The sequence below is a fragment of the Aeromonas sp. R10-2 genome, from assembly GCF_040908445.1.
GTDB classification, from domain to species: Bacteria; Pseudomonadota; Gammaproteobacteria; order Enterobacterales; family Aeromonadaceae; genus Aeromonas; species Aeromonas veronii.
In genome coordinates, this window is record NZ_JBFODS010000034.1 from 157,973 (window position 1) to 174,987 (window position 17,015).

9 protein-coding genes and 2 tRNA genes are annotated in these 17,015 nt (G+C 59.7%); 5 read left to right on the top strand and 6 right to left on the bottom strand.

Translation table 11 applies throughout. The annotated features are described in order from the left end of the window. The first annotated feature begins 81 nt into the window (after positions 1-81). Together AB5Y97_RS08570 and AB5Y97_RS08575 are read left to right on the top strand one after the other, a co-directional pair. Entirely contained in the window at positions 82-2,034 is a 1,953-nt protein-coding gene (locus AB5Y97_RS08570; RefSeq protein WP_368157584.1) for a TonB-dependent receptor, read from the top strand. Positions 2,035-2,160: 126 nt separating this feature from the next. Next, positions 2,161-3,225 (top strand): 3-deoxy-7-phosphoheptulonate synthase, encoded by a 1,065-nt coding sequence (locus tag AB5Y97_RS08575; protein WP_368157586.1) that lies wholly within the window; start codon positions 2,161-2,163, stop codon positions 3,223-3,225. Between the two features lie 77 nt (positions 3,226-3,302). On the opposite strand, the gene AB5Y97_RS08580 is transcribed toward AB5Y97_RS08575, so the two are convergent. The 3 genes from AB5Y97_RS08580 to AB5Y97_RS08590 all read right to left on the bottom strand — a co-directional run bounded on the left by AB5Y97_RS08580 (position 3,303) and on the right by AB5Y97_RS08590 (position 8,984). Then, positions 3,303-4,301 carry a LacI family DNA-binding transcriptional regulator gene (locus AB5Y97_RS08580; protein ID WP_368157587.1) on the bottom strand — a complete coding sequence of 333 codons (999 nt, stop codon included), beginning with the start codon at positions 4,299-4,301 and terminating at the stop codon, positions 3,303-3,305. Between the two features lie 177 nt (positions 4,302-4,478). Beyond that, complete coding sequence (locus tag AB5Y97_RS08585) at positions 4,479-6,380, bottom strand: transglycosylase SLT domain-containing protein (protein WP_040066126.1); 1,902 nt, start codon at positions 6,378-6,380, stop codon at positions 4,479-4,481. Between the two features lie 99 nt (positions 6,381-6,479). Then, entirely contained in the window at positions 6,480-8,984 is a 2,505-nt protein-coding gene (locus tag AB5Y97_RS08590) for a putative bifunctional diguanylate cyclase/phosphodiesterase (RefSeq protein WP_368157589.1), read from the bottom strand. A gap of 368 nt (positions 8,985-9,352) precedes the next feature. On the opposite strand from AB5Y97_RS08590, the gene raiA reads away from it, so the two are divergent. Next, positions 9,353-9,691: a ribosome-associated translation inhibitor RaiA gene (raiA, locus tag AB5Y97_RS08595; RefSeq protein ID WP_005334257.1), complete on the top strand. Its 339-nt coding sequence runs from the start codon at positions 9,353-9,355 to the stop codon at positions 9,689-9,691. Positions 9,692-9,802: 111 nt separating this feature from the next. Here raiA and AB5Y97_RS08600 read toward each other — a convergent pair whose 3' ends face one another. Beyond that, the gene (locus AB5Y97_RS08600; protein ID WP_368157591.1) at positions 9,803-10,312 is read right to left on the bottom strand and encodes a VC2046/SO_2500 family protein; all 510 of its coding nucleotides are present in this window, start codon (positions 10,310-10,312) and stop codon (positions 9,803-9,805) included. A gap of 124 nt (positions 10,313-10,436) precedes the next feature. Here AB5Y97_RS08600 and AB5Y97_RS08605 point away from each other — a divergent pair. Beyond that, positions 10,437-10,521, top strand: a tRNA-Tyr gene (locus AB5Y97_RS08605). A gap of 34 nt (positions 10,522-10,555) precedes the next feature. Beyond that, positions 10,556-10,640, top strand: a tRNA-Tyr gene (locus AB5Y97_RS08610). A gap of 394 nt (positions 10,641-11,034) precedes the next feature. Here AB5Y97_RS08610 and AB5Y97_RS08615 read toward each other — a convergent pair. After that, on the bottom strand, positions 11,035-14,835 hold the full coding sequence (locus tag AB5Y97_RS08615; RefSeq protein WP_368157593.1) for a translocation/assembly module TamB domain-containing protein: 3,801 nt from the start codon (positions 14,833-14,835) through the stop codon (positions 11,035-11,037). Between the two features lie 61 nt (positions 14,836-14,896). Then, positions 14,897-16,672, bottom strand: a complete 1,776-nt coding sequence (locus tag AB5Y97_RS08620) for an autotransporter assembly complex family protein (RefSeq protein WP_100646312.1) — start codon at positions 16,670-16,672, stop codon at positions 14,897-14,899. Positions 16,673-17,015 lie beyond the last annotated feature (343 nt).

Here is a 17,015-nt window from a genome sequence, read left to right on the forward strand (position 1 = left end):
ATAAAAAAGAGTTGCGATCGGAGCAAATTCAACTTGATAATGATAACGCTTATCATTTGAATATTATGGAAGATGTAAATAATGAAATCCTCAACCTCCCGTTTTATTGCTCCCAGCCTGCTGGCCACTACCATCGCCACTCTGCTGACCCAGCAAGCGATCGCCGCCAGCAACGCCCCTCAAGCCGATGAGGTGATCACCGTCACCACCACGGCGCACAATACCCGCTCGGCACCGGCCTCTATCTCTGTCATCACGGCCGAACAGATCGCCGCCGCGCCCGTCAATGACCTTGCCGACCTGCTGCGCCACGAAGTGGGCATTCAGGCTGAAGCTGACACCAATGGCCGCAGCGATATCGGCATTCGCGGCATGTCCGGCAAGTACACCCTGGTACTGGTGGATGGCAAACGCCTCTCCTCCTCCAATGCCCTGTGGCGCGGCGGCAACTTCGACAATACTCCGGTGCCCCTTGGCATGATCCAGCGGGTCGAAGTGATCCGTGGCCCCATGTCGGCACTTTACGGCTCCGATGCCATCGGGGGTGTCATCAACATCATCACCAAACAGCCGGGCAAAACCTGGCAAGGGGCGGCCGATGCCGACTTCAAGGCCATCGAAGGCAAGGATGGCGGCGATCAGCACAGAACCAACCTGGGCTTTACCGGCCCGCTGACCGACAACCTGCTGATCCGGATGAACGGCGAGGTGTATGACCGTCAAGCCTGGACCCCCACCGAAGCTGCTGACGGCATCCCCCTTATCGAAGCCAAACAGACCCGCAACTTCGCCTCCACCCTGAGCTGGCTGGTGGATGAGCAGCAGCGCTTCGAGCTGGATTACCTCTACAACCAGGATGAGCGGCCTCTCGATATCTTCCGCAAAACCGGCAACAAGGTGCACAGCCGCCAGCAGCAAAACGATCGCAACCTGTTTGGTCTGACCCACAAGGGGAACTGGAGCTGGGGTGACACCACCGTCATGGCCAACTACGAGACCTCCCAGATCGACGACTTCAACACCAGCTACTCTGCCCCGCAGCAACGGGAGCTGGAAGAGAACACCTTGACCCTCAAGGGCTACACCAACCTGGCGCTGGCCAACCACTACCTGACCCTGGGTGGTGAATATCTGGATCGGGAGCTGGTGGATGCGGTGAGCTACAAGGATATCGGCGGCAAAGAGAGCCACTCTCAGGAGGCACTGTTCGCTCAGGACGAGATCGGCCTGACCGACAGCCTGACCTTCACGCTGGGCGGCCGTTACGATCATCACGAGATCTACGGCAGCCACTTCACCCCGCGCGGCTATCTGGTCTATGAGATGAACGATGTGGTGACCGTGAAAGGCGGGGTCAGCCAGGCCTTCAAGGCACCGGCACCGCACCAGTACTCCAACGGCTACAGCATCGAGAGCTGCGGCGGCAGCTGCCGCATCTATGGCAGCGACAAGGTCAAGCCGGAAACCAGCACCAACTACGAGCTGGGGGTCATCGCAGGAGAAGGGATCTGGGAGACCAGCGCCACCCTGTTCTACTCCGACATCGACGACATGCTCACCTTCAAGCAGTTGCCGAACTCCACTGACCGCACCTGGTACAACCTGGAGAAAGCCACTACCAAGGGGCTGGAACTGACCGGCAAGCTCGATCTGACCGACGATATCAACCTCGGCGCCAACTACACCTACCTCAAGGCTGAAGGCGATCAGGGCCAGGCTCTGCCCGAGCGGCCGGAGCACAAGGCCAACGCCAAGATCACCTGGCAGGCCACCGAGCGGGTCAATGCCTTTGTCGGCACCACCTACACCGGCACACAGTTTGCCGAGCAGACCGTCAACAAGGTTGTCGTACTGCACAAGCTGCCCAGCTATCAGACCTTCGATCTCGGCACCGGCTTCAAGGTCACCGAGAACTTTGACCTGCGACTGGGGATCAACAACCTGACCGACGTGCGCCTGCAAGAGAAAGACACCGTCTTCCAGAACGTCGAACCGGGTCGCAGCTACTACGTCAGCGGCTCAGCCCGCTTCTAAGGTAGCCAAGGCCGATATAACAGAGCGCGGGCCCATGCCCGCGCTCTGTTAACCAAGAGAATAAGGGGAAGATCCCCACTGGACAGCAAAGAGCATGCAGATTTCCATTTGTCATCAGGATCGCTCATGTTCACCTCACTTCTGAATGCTTCACCCCTTGCCACATTGCCCACCCCTGACGAGATGTTAAAGGCCAGACCCTGTCCGGCACGGCTTACTCGCCAAATCGCACGCAGCCGCCAGCAAGCCCGCCATATTCTGCAGGGAGAGGATGATCGCCTGCTGCTGGTGATCGGCCCCTGCTCCATTCACGATCCGGCAGCCGCCCGCGACTATGGTGGCCAGCTCGCTGAACTGCAGGGCCAATACGGGGAGCAGCTGCAACTGGTGATGCGCACCTATTTCGAAAAGCCGCGCACGACGCTCGGCTGGAAAGGATTTATCTTCGATCCCGACCTCGATGGCAGCGATCAACTGGAAAAGGGACTAACCCAGGCCCGCGAGTTACTGTTGGCCCTTGGACAGGAAGGGCTCGCCTGTGCCACCGAATTTCTCGATCTCACCAGCATGCTCTATCTGGGGGATCTCATCAGCTGGGGCGCCATCGGTGCCCGCACCACCGAATCCCAGCTCCACCGCCAACTGGCCTCCGCCCTCCCCTGCCCCATCGGTTTTAAAAACGGCACCGACGGCAATATCCGGATCGCAGTCGAGGCAATCCTCGCCAGCCGGGCGGCCCACCTCTATACCCAACCTTCAGGTGATGGCCAGCTGGCACTGGTGCGCAGCCATGGCAACCCCGACTGCCACCTGATCCTGCGCAGTGGCCGCCTGCCCAACTATCAGAGCTGTCATGTGGCAGAGGCTGGCGAGCTGCTGCGCCAGCATCATCTGTCACCCCGGCTGATGATCGATTGCAGCCACGGCAACAGCCAGAAACAGCACGCCCGCCAGCTGCTGGTTGCCCGAGATATTGCCGACCAGCTGGGTGCTGGTAACCATGCCATCGCCGCCATCATGGTGGAAAGTTCTATCTGCGAAGGGCGTCAGGAGATTGGCAGCAAACCGCTGCGCTACGGCCAGTCGATCACCGATAGCTGCATCGGCTGGGAACAGACAAGGCAGCTGCTCGATATGGTGGCAGAAGGGGTGGAGGCACGCCGCCAGCAGCGGATCGCCCTGGCGGGATAAATAGCGGATTAGAGAGATAACGCAGAAAAGAGTGTGGCCCCGATGGGGCCACCTTGTTGTTCGCTGTCTGACGCACGTCAGGCGACTGACTCACGCTCCACCAGCTGGGCTTCAAACTTGAGCGCCAGGCCGTCCACCGGCTTGTGATCGAGCAGACGCAGCGCCAGCTCGGCTGCGCGGCTGCCCATCTCCTCGATGGGGTAGCGCACCGTGGTGAGCTTGGGATAGATGTAGCGGGCGTAAGGGATATCGTCAAACCCCACCACCGACACCTGCTGCGGGATCTTGTAACCCCGCTCCAGCAGGCAAGAGATGGCGCCGGCCACCATGCCGTCGTTGAAACCGAGCACGGCAGTGAACTCGACACCACGGGCCAGCAGTTCACTCATCGCCACATAGCCGCCATTTTCGTCGGCATAGGCGCGGCTAACGAGAGTAGGATCAAAGGCGATCCCGGCTCTCGCCAGAGTTTGGGTGTAACCGGCCATCCGCTGCTGACCATCGACAAACTCTTCATCATCGGAGGTGATAAAGGCGATGTTGCGATGACCGGCATCCAGCAAGTGCTGGCACGCGGTGGTGATCCCCGCCTGGTTATCGAGCCAGACGCAGCGATCTTCAGCGCCCGGCACCTGACGGTTGATGAACACGATGGGGGTAGAGCCTGCCGCCAGCTCGCTCAGCTCCTCGTCCGGGAGCGCCTTGCTGTGGAGGATCAGCGCATCGCACTGGCGCTGCAGCAGCGCCTGAATGGCGTGACGCTCGCGCGCGATATCGTGGTTGCCAGACATGACGATGGTGAACTTGTTGGCCTGATCGACCATGGTTTCGATGCCACGCATCATCTGGGCAAAGAAGGGGCCGCCGCAGAGGTCGCCAACCAGCACGCCAATGCAGTTGGAACGCTTGCTGACCAGTGCCTGGGCAAAACTGTTGGGTCGAAAATTCAGTTCCTTCATGGCCGCCAGTACGGCCTCACGCTTTTCCGGTGCTACCTGTGCCGTGTTGTTGATAACCCGCGACACGGTGGAGATAGACACATTTGCCAGCTGAGAAACGTCTTTAATCGTTGCCACTATCCATTCCTTTATTGTGGGGGAACCTGTCGGTGCCGACGCCCGAGTATACCCTGCGGCCTGATGCAATTCCCGGAGCCAGGTCACCAGGCATGTTTCCTTTGGTAACAAAACCTTACCCGATGATACCCGGCAGCAGGGAAATTTGAAAACAGGGGCCGGCTGGCGGCCCCCGACTCAATAGGCGTGATTGAGCTCCCGCTCTGACATGAAGCGCAGCGGCTGCTGCAGCTTGTGCTGATAGATGAGATCGAACGACAACACGTTTTGCACGTAGTTGCGGGTCTCCTTGTAGGGGATGCTCTCGACCCACACGTCCATCGGCTTGTTGTCACTCTGCTCTCGCCAGCGTTTTACCCGTCCCGGCCCGGCGTTGTAGGCGGCCGCCGCCAGGATCCGGTTGCCATCATAGACATCCAGCAAGCGTTTGAGATAGGCGCTTCCCAGACGAATATTCATCGTCGGATCAAACAGTTGCTGCTCGTTGCGATAGGGCACCCCCAGCTTGCCGGCAGTCTCTTTGGCAGTAGCAGGCATCAGTTGCATCAGACCGCGCGCCCCCACCGGCGACTGGGCCAGCGGATAGAGAGCACTCTCCTGACGGGAGATGGCATAGAGCAAACTGGTGTTCATGGTGCGCTCTTGCGCCATCTGGGAGAAGGTGCGCTTGAGCGGCAGCGGGAAGCGCAGGTCCAGGGCATCCCACGCCTCGGCGCGAATGCTGGCGAGAATGGCCAGCTCGTGCCAGCCCTGATTGAGGGCGATATGACCAAACTCGATGCGCTGGGCCACCGGATTGCGATCCATGTTGTGGATCCACTCCGAGCGGGCCGCCGCAATCTCGTTCATCGACAGCAGCTCGCGCACCCGCAACAGGAAGGGCCAGCGCTGACTGGCCGTGCGCCAGTCCGGTACATGCTTGACGCTCTGGTTCTTGATGCGATAAGGCACCCCGGTGCGCTGGGCGGCCATAAAGCCGTAGAAACCGCGCAGGTTGGCGGTCTCCAGATAGAGATCCCGCGCCGGTTTTTGCTGCCCCTGCACTTCAAGGGAGCGCGCCATCCAGTAGCGCCAGCGATCCTCTTTCTGACGGGCCATCGGCATCATCTTCACCCAGCCGGAGAGGCCACGCCAATCCTGCTCCCAGATGGCCAGTCGCGCCCGCAGCTCGGTGATGTCGGGGTCCGCCAGCTTTTTCACCGTGCTGTCGACCCAACTGCGCTGGGCTATTGAGCGATCCAGCAGCAGGCGGCGGGCAATGGCACGCTCTACCGGTTTCACCTCGGCCTGGGTCAGGCCGAAACGGCTGCGAAACAGCGCAAGCTGGCGCAGCACCGACTCAGGCTCCTGATTGGCATAGCGGGTCAAGCCGAGGGAGAGCAGCTTGCGGGAATAGGGATTGCTGCTGAAATAGGCCGGGTTCATCGCCTTGGCTGGCTGCTCGAACAGGGTCACCATCTGATCGCCATAGCTCTGCAAGCCGCTACCCAGGGTCGCGCCAAGGTGGCGGATCAGATTGGGATTTTCCGCCTCGAACGCCAGCGTCATCCGCTGCCAGATCTTCTCCTGGGTACGCTGACCGGATGCCTGCCACAGCTGGAACAGCGGTGAGCAGGCATCGGGGCGCGATTGACCACTCATCCAGATCTTGCCCGCCCCCTGCAACGCCTCTTTCGGCTTGCCGGTGTAATAGAGCGCCTGATAGTGCATGCAGAGCAGATCGGTGGAGCTCGGCTTGGCCGGATAGAAGCGCAGGAACTGCGACCATTGCTGGCTCTGGGCCAGATAGGTCAGATAGCTGCGCTCCAGCCGGTTGGACTGGGGAGTATCCCCATGCTGGCGGATAAAGCGGGTCACATCGTTGTAATCCGCCGCCCCCGGACGAAAGGCGAGCTGATAGTAATCGAGGTAAGGGAGCAGGGGGTAATGGGTCAAACGGGCACGAATTTGCTGGAAACGGGCCTGATCATTGGCCCGTACGGCGTCATACGCCTGACGGTAGAGCGTCTGGTCGGCAGTCTGCGCCATCAGGGTCGGCACAAACAGCGCCGACAAAACAATTCCCCATACAGCTTTCACTGAACATCTCCATTGAGGGCAATACACCGCCCGGTGGCGGTGGGTCTACTGCCTCTCATTCTACCCGTTGCCGGGCAGCGCTACAGCGGGGAGTAGGGACTATTTTTCTGCCTCACTCAGCTGTATTTCGCGCAGTTGCTCCGGTCTGGTCAGCCGCTGTACATATTTCTCCAGATAGGGCACCGGCAGCGGCTTGGAGGCGAGATAGCCCTGATAGAAACTGCACCCCTGCGCCTTGAGAAACTCCAGTTGCTGACGGGACTCCACTCCTTCCGCCGTGACGTTAAAGCCCATATGGCGGGCCATGGCGATCACCGCCTCGACGATGGCCATGTTGTCGCCATCTTTCGGGATGTCCTGAATGAAGGAGCGGTCGATCTTGAGCTCATCGGCAGGTAGCCGCTTGAGGTAGCTCAGGGAGGAGTAACCGGCGCCAAAATCGTCGATGGCAAAGCTGATGCCGAGCTCCTTGAGCTCGGTCATCTTGCTGATGGTGTCCTCGGCATGGCCCAGCACCACGGACTCGGTGATCTCCAGATTGAGGCAGGCCGGATCCATGCCGGTTTGCGCCAACACATCGTGGATCCGCTCGACAAAATCGGTGGCATGGAACTGCTTGGCACTGACGTTGACCGAGATCTGCGGAATGTGGATGCCGTTCTCCTCCCACAGCACATACTGGGCGCACGCCTCGTGCAGCACCCAGTTGCCGATATCGACAATCAGATCGGTCTCCTCGGCGATGGGGATAAATTCTGCCGGCGAGACCAGCGAGCGACGGGCCGGCTGCCAGCGAATGAGCGCCTCGACACCGATAATATCGCCGCCATCGACCATATGCTGGGGCTGATAGTAGAGGGTCAGCTCTTGCTGGCTGAGGGCGTTACGCAATTCGTTGTGAATAAGCAGACGGCGATCCGCCTGCTGCTGCATCGAGGCATCGAAGAAGCGACGGGTCTTGCGGCCAGCGGACTTGGCCTGATACATAGCGGTATCTGCCTGCTTGAGCAGATCATCGACCCCCTGCTCCCGATCCGGAAACAGGGTAATGCCGACACTGGCGCCGATGTGCAGCACCTGCCCCACATAGGTATAAGGAGCGGCAATCTCGGTGATAAGCCGTTCGGCAATGATATCGGCCTGCATCTCCGCCTGGGGCGGGCTCGCCGAGAGCGATGGCAGCAGCAACACAAACTCGTCACCGCCGAGGCGGGCCAGACAATCCCCCTGTCTCACCAACCGTTTGAGACGGGCGGCGACCTCCTTGAGCAGCCAGTCACCGGTGGCGTGGCCGAGGGAGTCGTTGATGGTCTTGAAGTGATCGAGATCGATAAAGAGCAGCGCGCCAATCAAGCCATCGCGGGTCGCCTCGTTGAAGGTCTGCACCAGGGTCTCATGCAACTGACGGCGATTGGGTAATCCGGTCAGCTCGTCGTAATAGGCGAGATCCTGAATGCGTCGCTCGGCCGCCTTGCGCTCGGAGATATCCTCGAAGCAGATGACAAAGTGGCTGATCACCCCCTTCTCGTCCTGCACCGGCGTCACTATCTCCCACTGGGGATAGGTGTGACCATCGACATGGCGACGCTGGGTCTCCCCCTGCCAGCGGCTGAGGGTATTGAGCTCGTAACCGAGCCCACCCAGATTTGGCCAGAGATCCTCTTCCAGATGCAGGCCCAGCACCGATTGGCTGTCAAAGCCGGTAATCTGGCTGAAGGCGTTGTTGACCCGCAGGATCTTGAACCCCGGATCCGTGATGATGATCCCTTCGTGGGTCTCGAATGCAACGGCAGAGAGCCGCATCTGGGCATCTGATTGCAATCGCTCCAGCTCGGCCACCATCCGTACCGAAAAGGTATTGAGCACCGAGGTGAGGTTGCTGGTATCTGCCGGGGCCGAATAGAGCAGCGCCAGATGGCCCAGAAGTTGGCCTCTGGCATCAAACAGCGGCTGACCATAATAAGTCTGCCCGGCCGCCAGCCAGGGTTGATACTCCTGCGACTCGTCGATCACCTCGAAACAGCTGGCCCCTTGCTTGTAGAGCTCCTGACAGGGGGAGCCCGCCAGCGGATAGTCCTTCTGCGCCAGCCCGTCGGCGGCCAGCACTTTGACCCGGTCGGCACCGCACAACTCCCCCACCCAGACCGCATCCACCTTGAGGATATGGGCCAGCTGGCTGACCAGGGTATTGAAGAAATCGAGTCCGGTGCGGGCAGAGAGCGCCTGCGCCAACTGGGTGAGCAGGGTGGTTTGCAGCAATGGCAAAGAGAGGTTGAGAGAGGAGACCGCACTGTTGGCGGTATCAAGAGGGGCCAGCCAGCCACAGCAGATCTGCTGGGTAGGCACAAACTGGCCGCTCCAGAGCACATGGTTGAGCTGCCCCTGATCATCTTTCAGATGACCGATGAACTGTTCAGGCAGATGTGATTCATGAAGCCGGACGAGAAAGTCGGCAAAGCCTGCCTCATCTTCCGGTAACAGGCGAGCAGCCCAGGGATGATTGCCCTCCCCTTGCCACTGCTGGTAGGCCCCCTGATCAGAGAGACTCCACTGATCATGTTGCCGATCGAAAAACCACATGACTTGCGTGGCCTGCTGCTTCATTTACCACTCCAACACAACAACCAACCACGTTTGATGTCCAATCAGGCATAGCAACTCCCCCTGCATCCGCTCATGAGATCAGAGGTTGCGAGGGAAGAGTACAAACATGCGATATCAAGCAGTGGAAACCGGACATGAGGTCGACACGAAGTGCTGCCAAGAAGGGACAGAAACGATCCTATTCCCGTCATACTGCCTGCCAGTTTCATGGAGCTCAAGCTGTTTTTGGCACGAAACCGGAAAAGATCACAATTTATAAGTTGCTGAATAGCCAAGGGAAGGTTATGTGACTCAGATCACATTTCAATCTTTACCAATGAGTAATCTGAAGGTGAAGACACAAGCAAGACGACCCGAAGGGGGCCAATATGAAAATCGAAATTACCAGCAAAATCATCGACATCACCCCGGCTATCCGCGAGCGCATCGAATCCCGTTTTGAAAAGCTCGAGCGTCTTCAGGTGCCTCTCATCACACCCCATGTGATTGTTTCCAAAGAGCGTCTGATGTTCACTGTCGAAGCCAGTGCTGGCATCCCCAACGGCAAACTGTTTGCCCAGGCAGAGCATGAGGATCTCTACGCCGCCATCAACGAACTGGGGCAAAAACTGGAGCGCCAACTCAACCGTCACACCGAAAAGCCGATTGCCCGTCGTGCCAATGCAGCGCTCAAAGAGCAGCCACAACCGGATGAAGCTGACGCTTGATTGCATGCCGCAAGGCTAAAAATTCCAAAGAGCATAAAGGCGGGGTCACCCGCCTTTTTGTTGCCTGTGATTTGCCGACAAACATCGCGTTACACCAGTGAACAGGCGCCATCAACTGAGCCAGTGCAACCGGGTATCCACCCCCTCTTGCAAACGATCGAGGATCGGCAGCAATACCAGCGGGTCCTCCTGGCGTGGCATATCGGCCAGCTTTCCTTGCAACCGCTCCCGCGCCAGCGGTGACAGGTTGTCGTAGACAGCCTCATCCAGCAGCGGCTGTTTGACCGCCAGCGGCGGTGTTTGCAGCACCAGCCAGAGCCGCACATCCACCATGCTTCCCCCTTGCTGCAACCGCTCATTGATGGCACTGCAGTCACTCCCAGCCCCTTCAGCCACCAGCACCTCTACCGGTCTCAGCTCAAAGTGCAGACGCCAGTCACGGCTCTGGGGAGTGGCCGCCGGTTTGGCATCAAACCAGGGCTGCTCCTCCACCGCGTCGGTCAGCAGGGCCAGATGCAACCGGAAATCTGCCCGATCGCCATGCTGCAGGTCACGGTTGAGGCGCTGCCCCAACTGGCCCTCATCAACGAGCAGGTGATTACGGATTGAACTGGGCAACATGAGATAACTCTCGAAAATGGCGATTTCACTGGTTATCGGCCACAAATCCAATTCTTTTAATGGAAAAATCCTGCTTGGGGGTTCACAAAACCGGAAGATCTGTTAGTATGCGCCTCGCACTTGTGGAGGGGTTCCCGAGTGGCCAAAGGGATCAGACTGTAAATCTGACGGCTCTGCCTTCGAAGGTTCGAATCCTTCTCCCTCCACCATTTCAAGTGCGACAATTTGAAAGCAATATCCCGTGGAGGGGTTCCCGAGCGGCCAAAGGGATCAGACTGTAAATCTGACGGCTCTGCCTTCGAAGGTTCGAATCCTTCTCCCTCCACCATCATTCAGAAAACCCGGCCTAGCGCCGGGTTTTCGCATTTATAGCCCGCCGCAATCCATTCTCACTCTGCATTCCAGTCCCTTATCGCCATTTACCTGCAGCCGATCGCGCAATAAAAAAACGGGAGGCCTGCGCCTTAATGCCAGTTATTTAAGCACTTTTATGACTAAATATTCGAGATATTGAATATCAAAAGTAGCTCCATGATTAAAGAGTCAATTTGGCTCCAACCCTTGCCCTGACTGGCATGCAATAAAAAGAGGGCGGCATCATGCCTCCCTCACTCGTTAGCCCTTATACCCCGCGGGTTGGGACTCAAATTCTCTTAACTGACTTGCATTAAGGCCTGTGCCTCCCGTTTACGTTCATATCAGCCCTGTTACGGGATGAAGCGTTACAGAGTAAAGCGATAGAAGATATCAACCGCCTGAGCCACCCCGCTCATCGCCTGCAGATAGAGCCGTGGCAATACCTCGTAGCGCAGCTTGAATTCGGCGATGGGGCTGAAAACCCCGACCCCGTACTGGAACTGCAAGCCCGGCAGCAGATAGGCAGACAGAGTCACCTGGGTGTTGTCGCCACTGCCCGCGGTATCAAGGGAGACATCGCTCATCCCGAGCGACTCGCCGATACTCGACACCACACCGTTGGCCTGATTGACCGCGCCAGCCACCAGCAGGCCGTTGAAACCGCCATCTTCTCCGTTGGTTTGCAGCCCTTTGCCGCGCAGCAGATAGGAGAGCTGCTCTGACTGCGCCATCTGCGGCTCGGAGTAGACGGTGATCTCCGGCTTGCTGGCAGGGCCGGTCACCCGCACCCCGACCGTCACCTGACCCTCGATGGTATCGGGATCCCGGTTGGCTTCAATGTTAAGGAAGGGCCGATCCAGCGGACCGGAGAAGAGGATCCGCCCCTCCTTGATGATGAGGTTCTGACCATAGGCCTTGAAGCGGCCGTTGGTCAGCACCAGCTGGCCATTGCCAGCCAGCGGTTTCTCGGGATCCTGACGGATATTGAGGCCACCGGAGACATCGGTCTTCAGCCCCATGGCATCGAGCTTCACATCGTTGCCAAGGCGGATCGCCACCTTCATCGCCAGCGGCAGGCTAGCCTGCTTGGGAGCAGGGGGCAGATCGTCATATACCACAGTCACATCGTCGGAGACCGCCACCGCCGAATCCGGCAGGCTCTTGACCAGAATACGTGCCCAGGGAATATCCACCTGACCGGTAATCCGGGTCTCCTCCCCCAGCGACACCGCGATATCGGGCGAGACTCTGACCCGGCCCATGCCCGGATATTGCGCCTCCAGATCCTTGCCCTGAATGGTGAGGCTGCCGCTGACCGGCATCTTGGCCCAGCTGAGCCAGCCGCCCAACGCCAGCGGCCCCTTGCCCACCAGCATGGAGCCATCGAGCTCGGCGCGGTTGCCCTCGATCTTGAGGCGGGTCACCAGCTTGGTCAGGGTCACCATGTCGGAGTGAGTCTGCACTTCACCGTCACGCAGGTTGAGCTGGCCAAACAGCAGGGGCGCCGCCAGGGTGCCGTCGAAACGGGCATCGGCGGAGATGACCCCTTGCAGGGAGCGCACCTCCGGGATGAGCGGCGCGAAGGTATTGAGCTTGAGGTCGTCAAATTTGAGCTGACCGCCGAGCAGACCGCGACCGGCGGGCTCCCTGATCAGCAAATCGGTATCGATATTGCCGATCTGCTTGGAGGCAAAATCGAGGCGAATGGCCGCCTGCTGCCGCTCGAAATCCAGGGCCAAAGCCAGCTGCTGATAGTCGGTCTTGAGGCCATCGGCCACAAAAGAGCCCGGCGTGGTGCGCACCACCGCATGCAGGGTCGGCTGATTGCCACGCCAGCTGGCACGCCCATCGGCGGAGAGCATCGCCTGCCAGCGGAAGTTGTCCGGCAACCAGGGGCGCAGCCGCTTGAGATCAAACTCGCTCAGGGCAAACTCCAGAGTCCCCTGCGCAGCGGAGACCTGACTCCCCTTGACGCAGAGGCTGGCCCCCTGGGAGCCGAGGCAGAGATCCCCCATCGCCAGCCGCTGACGCGGCAGATCGAGATCCAGTGCCCAGGGGGAGCTCAAGTCCCAACGGCGCAGCGGGGTTTTCAGCTGCAACTCGGAGAGCGCCCCGCGCCAGTGATCCCCGCGCACGCCGCCACCCAGTTTGAGGTTGGCGGCAACAGGGTCACCCTTCATGGTCAGGGTCAACAGATGCTGACTGATATCGCCGCTGAGGTTCAGGGCCAGCTGGCTGAGCTTGGTTTCGCCCTGTTTCAGCTGCGCCACCAACAACGCGAGCTCACCGGCCGGTTTGGCACCGATCACCGCATTACCCTTGAGGCTAATGCCCTTCAGGTCGGTGCCGGCATAGTAGAGCCGGTCGGAGGCCAGATCCGCATCGATTTTTGGCGTCTGCTGATTGCCACTGACCTTCACCTGCCCCTTGATATCCCCTTTCAGGCCGGGATAGATGCCCCCCAGCTGGGGAGCCTGCAGGTTGGCATCGAGCTTCCACTGGGCGCTGCTGATACTGCCCTTGGCCTGCAACTGGTTGGGGCCACTTTGCAGCGAGAGCGCCGGGATCAGCCACTCCATCTTGTCGTTGCCGCTAAGCTCCCCCTTGAGGGCCAGCGGGTACTGGTTGAGCTTGCCATCCACCTTGAGCTTGGGCAGTTTCAGCTCCCAATGACCCGCTTCGTTCATCACGAAACGGCTCTCCAGCTCACCGGCCAGCGTCCCTTTCAGCTCGGGCAGCAGCTCGGCCGGATTGATCCCCTTGAACAGTGTAGTCCCCTGCCACTCGATCCCCTTGTTCCAGGCGAGCTTGCCATCGAGCTTCAGCTCCCCCTTGAGAGCGTTGAGCTGCAAAGCGATCTTGCTGAGCCGCTCCAGGTCCCCCTTGCCGTCCAGCGCAAGCTTGAAGGGGGGGACATCGGTTCCCTTGCCGGAGGTATTGAGGGCAAACTGGTAGCCGGAGAGCTTGCCCTTGGCAGTCAGGTTCCCCTTGTCCAGCCGATAGCTCGGCTCATCTTTGGCAGGCTTGTGCAACGGCCAGCCGAGGATCTTCCAGTCGAGGGCCAAATCAAAAGGGAGATCCGGGTCGAGGGTTGCCAGAGAACCCTTGAGATTGGCGGCGACCGGCCCCTTGGCCGACAACACCAGCCCCAGCTTGCCGACCGAACCGTTCAGCGCCAGCGTGGCCTGCTCACCCTGCAGCTCGCCATCCAGCAGCCCCTTGCGGGCCTTGGCATCCAGCGTCACCGCCAGCGGGTAGTCATCACTTAGCTGGATATGGCCCTTGAGCGCCAGATCGGCCATGGCGTGGCGCAGCGAGAGCTCGCGCACCTCGATGCGATCATCGGCAGCAGTGGCCGACAGCAGCAGCTTGTCGAGCCCTTCAATCAGCTCACCCTGCTTATATTTCACGCGAGTCGCGCTGACCCCTTCCAGCTGGATGGGGAAAGGAAGGTAAATGGCGGGCAGGAGAATGGGGGCTGCCTTTGCCGTGTTCGCAGCAGGCGTCCCTTTACCCTGTTTGGCTGTCTCAGCGCTGGCCTTGTCGTTGCGCGCCACCGCAGTTCCGGCTTGCTTCTCGTTAGCGGCCGGCTGTTTGGCAGATTTGGCTGTGCTGGCGGGTGCCGCGTCATCCAGCGTCACCGTCAGGTTATCGAGCACCGGGCCGCGTACAATCAGCCCCTTGCGGTTGAGGGTGGCGCCGATATCGAGGGACCCCAGGGTCACGGCCACGCCGGGCACTGCCAGATCGAGATCGGCCACCTTGAGGCTGTCGACCTGAATTTTGAGTGGCAGCGGGCGCCAGACAAAGGGTTCGGAAGGCTCTTCCGGTGCAGGCTCCGAGTCGGCCACCTTCACCACCGGATGAGTCACTTCAAGCGATTTGATCCAGAGTTTGCCCTGCAGCAACTTGCCGAGATCCCAGTCGAGCACGGCGCGATCCACCGTGACATCCACCAGCTCATCCTGCCAGCCCACCCCTTCCAGGGTCCAGCCATAGCCAAGCTGACCCGCCACCAGCTCCCCCTTAAGAGAAGGAAGCGCCCCCTTGGCCTGTTGCCACAACCACTTGTTGCCCTGATGGGTAAAGCCCAGCAGGCTGACGCCGATGAGCAGCAGGAACACCAGCCCCATCAGCCAGAGAAAAATGCGTTTTAGCCAGATCACAATGCAGACCCCCGCGCAAGATACAGCCGCAGCGGCCAAAGAAAAAAGCGTTTAGACAACATCATAATTCAGGCCCCAATGCGAAATGCAGCCGCAAGGGCTTGTCCTCTTCCGATACCCCGACCGCCAGATCCAACCTGACCTGACCGATGGGGGTGACCCAGCGCACACCGACGCCGGTACCTATTTTCCAGGGCTCACTGTAATCGGTGGTGGAGGTGCCGCCATCCACAAACATGGCCCCCAGCCACTTCTCGCTGAAGCGGTAGTTGTATTCCAGACTGGCCACGCTGGTGTAGCGGCCACCGGTCAGCTTGCCATCCGGTCCGGTGGGGGAGATGCTCTCGTAACCAAAGCCGCGCACCGTCTGATCGCCACCGGTAAAGAAGCGCAAAGACGGCGGCACCAACGAGAAGCTGTCACCTATGATGGCCCCCTGCTCGGCCCGCATCAGGAATCTGTGGTTATCGCCAAGAGTTCGCAGCCACTTGCTGCGTCCCCACACCCGCATAAAGCTGATGTCGGAGCCCCATCTGGGATCGGAGAACTCCAGCGTCAGCTGCTGGCGATCCCCCCAGTCGGGCACCAGGGTGCCGCGCACCCGCAGTCGGGACCAGGAGACCCCGGGGATCAGCAGCAAGCTGTTCCCCTCGTCGGCGCCCTGGGTATAGATCTCGTTCTCCAGCCGGATAAAGACGTCCCGATCCCAGCTCTCCGGCCGTCGCGTCCAGCGGTGCACACCGATGGTAGTGAGATCGGAGCGGGTATCGTTGTTGTCCTTGTACTGGTAGCCGGTCTGGATGGAGTAGTAGTCCCGCAGCGGATTACCCACCGGGATCTGGTAGTCGAAGCTGAGCTCGGCCTCCGGCGCCGACACCTTGGCGGTGGCAAACAGGCGGTGGCCGTAGCGGTTGACCCAGGGCTTCTCCCAGGTGGCACTCATCCGCGGGCCTACGTCGGTGGCGTAACCGATACCGGTCTCGATTTCGTGATCGACCCGGTTATCCAGCGTCACCGCAATGGGCACCCGATAGTTGCTCGCCTCGCTCAATACCGGCTTGATATCGACCTGACGGAACAGCTTGGTGGAGGAGACATCCTGCGACATCTCGGCCAGACGGATGGCGAGATAGGGGTCGCCGCTCTTGATGTTGATAAGCGGGCGAATAAGGTGAAGCGCTTCGGGGGTGGCATCGTAGCGGATCTCGCCAAAACGGTAGCGATGGCCCGATTCGAACAGAATAAAGATCTCCGCCGTCCCCTTGTCCGGGAACACCTTGACCTGACTCTTGCTCAGCTTGGCATCAAAGTAACCGCGGGCCAGCCCGAGGCTGCCCAGATCCGCCTTGATGGATTCATACTTGGCGTGGTTGAGGGGCTCCCCCTCTTTGAGGGGCAACTTGTCCAGCAGGGCGCTGTAAAGCTCGTCGCTACCCGCATCCCCCTCCAGCAGAATATCGAGGCGGGAGACGATGACCGGCTCCCCCTTGTCCACCTCAATCACCACTTTGGACGGGGTTTTCTTATCGCGACTCAGGGTGATTTTCGGCTGGTAGTAGCCATAAACCTGCAGCGCCTTTTGCACGCTCTCGGTGATTTTGGCGCGGGCCGGGCGGTATTGCCGCTCCTGATAGACTGGCAGGGCATTGAGGTAGGCTTCGACGTTATCCTTGTTCTCCCCTTTCAACCCCTTGACCTGATAGGTGAGCTTGGCGGCAAACGCGGGCGAAGCCAGCAGCGACAGCAACAGGCCCACCCCCAGTACCCGCAGGCCGCGGCGAAAGGCAGAGCCAGACAGTGAACGCCCTGCCAGCAGGGATGAAATGCATCCTGTCAAAGGTCAATATTCCTGAATCTGTGGTGAAGGAAACCAGCGCCCTTTCGGGCCAAACCCGAATGCGGCGCAGCACGCCATGCCGTGCATGGCCGTGACACAAAAATGCGCGCCAGAAAAATGGCGAACCTTATCCTAACATAGGCATCGGCCAGCGACAGCGCGGCGCCATTGGCAAATTCACCATATCTTTTAAGAGGTTGACCACAAATCACACATTTTGCTGGCAATGACGCCGCCCGCTTTCCCGATGGAAGCGAATTGATCTGCCCTGAATAAGGCTCACCCCACCATCAGGCACCATTTGTCACCTCTCCTCCTCTCTTTGCAACCAGAAACCCACCAC

Excerpts from the sequence above, each read along its gene's own strand:
- AB5Y97_RS08590 (WP_368157589.1), bottom strand. The coding sequence starts at position 8,984 with ATGAAGCAGCAGGCCACGCAAGTCATGTGGTTTTTCGATCGGCAACAT.
- AB5Y97_RS08570 (WP_368157584.1), top strand. The coding sequence starts at position 82 with ATGAAATCCTCAACCTCCCGTTTTATTGCTCCCAGCCTGCTGGCCACT.
- raiA (WP_005334257.1), top strand. The coding sequence starts at position 9,353 with ATGAAAATCGAAATTACCAGCAAAATCATCGACATCACCCCGGCTATC.
- AB5Y97_RS08575 (WP_368157586.1), top strand. The coding sequence starts at position 2,161 with ATGTTCACCTCACTTCTGAATGCTTCACCCCTTGCCACATTGCCCACC.
- AB5Y97_RS08600 (WP_368157591.1), bottom strand. The coding sequence starts at position 10,312 with ATGTTGCCCAGTTCAATCCGTAATCACCTGCTCGTTGATGAGGGCCAG.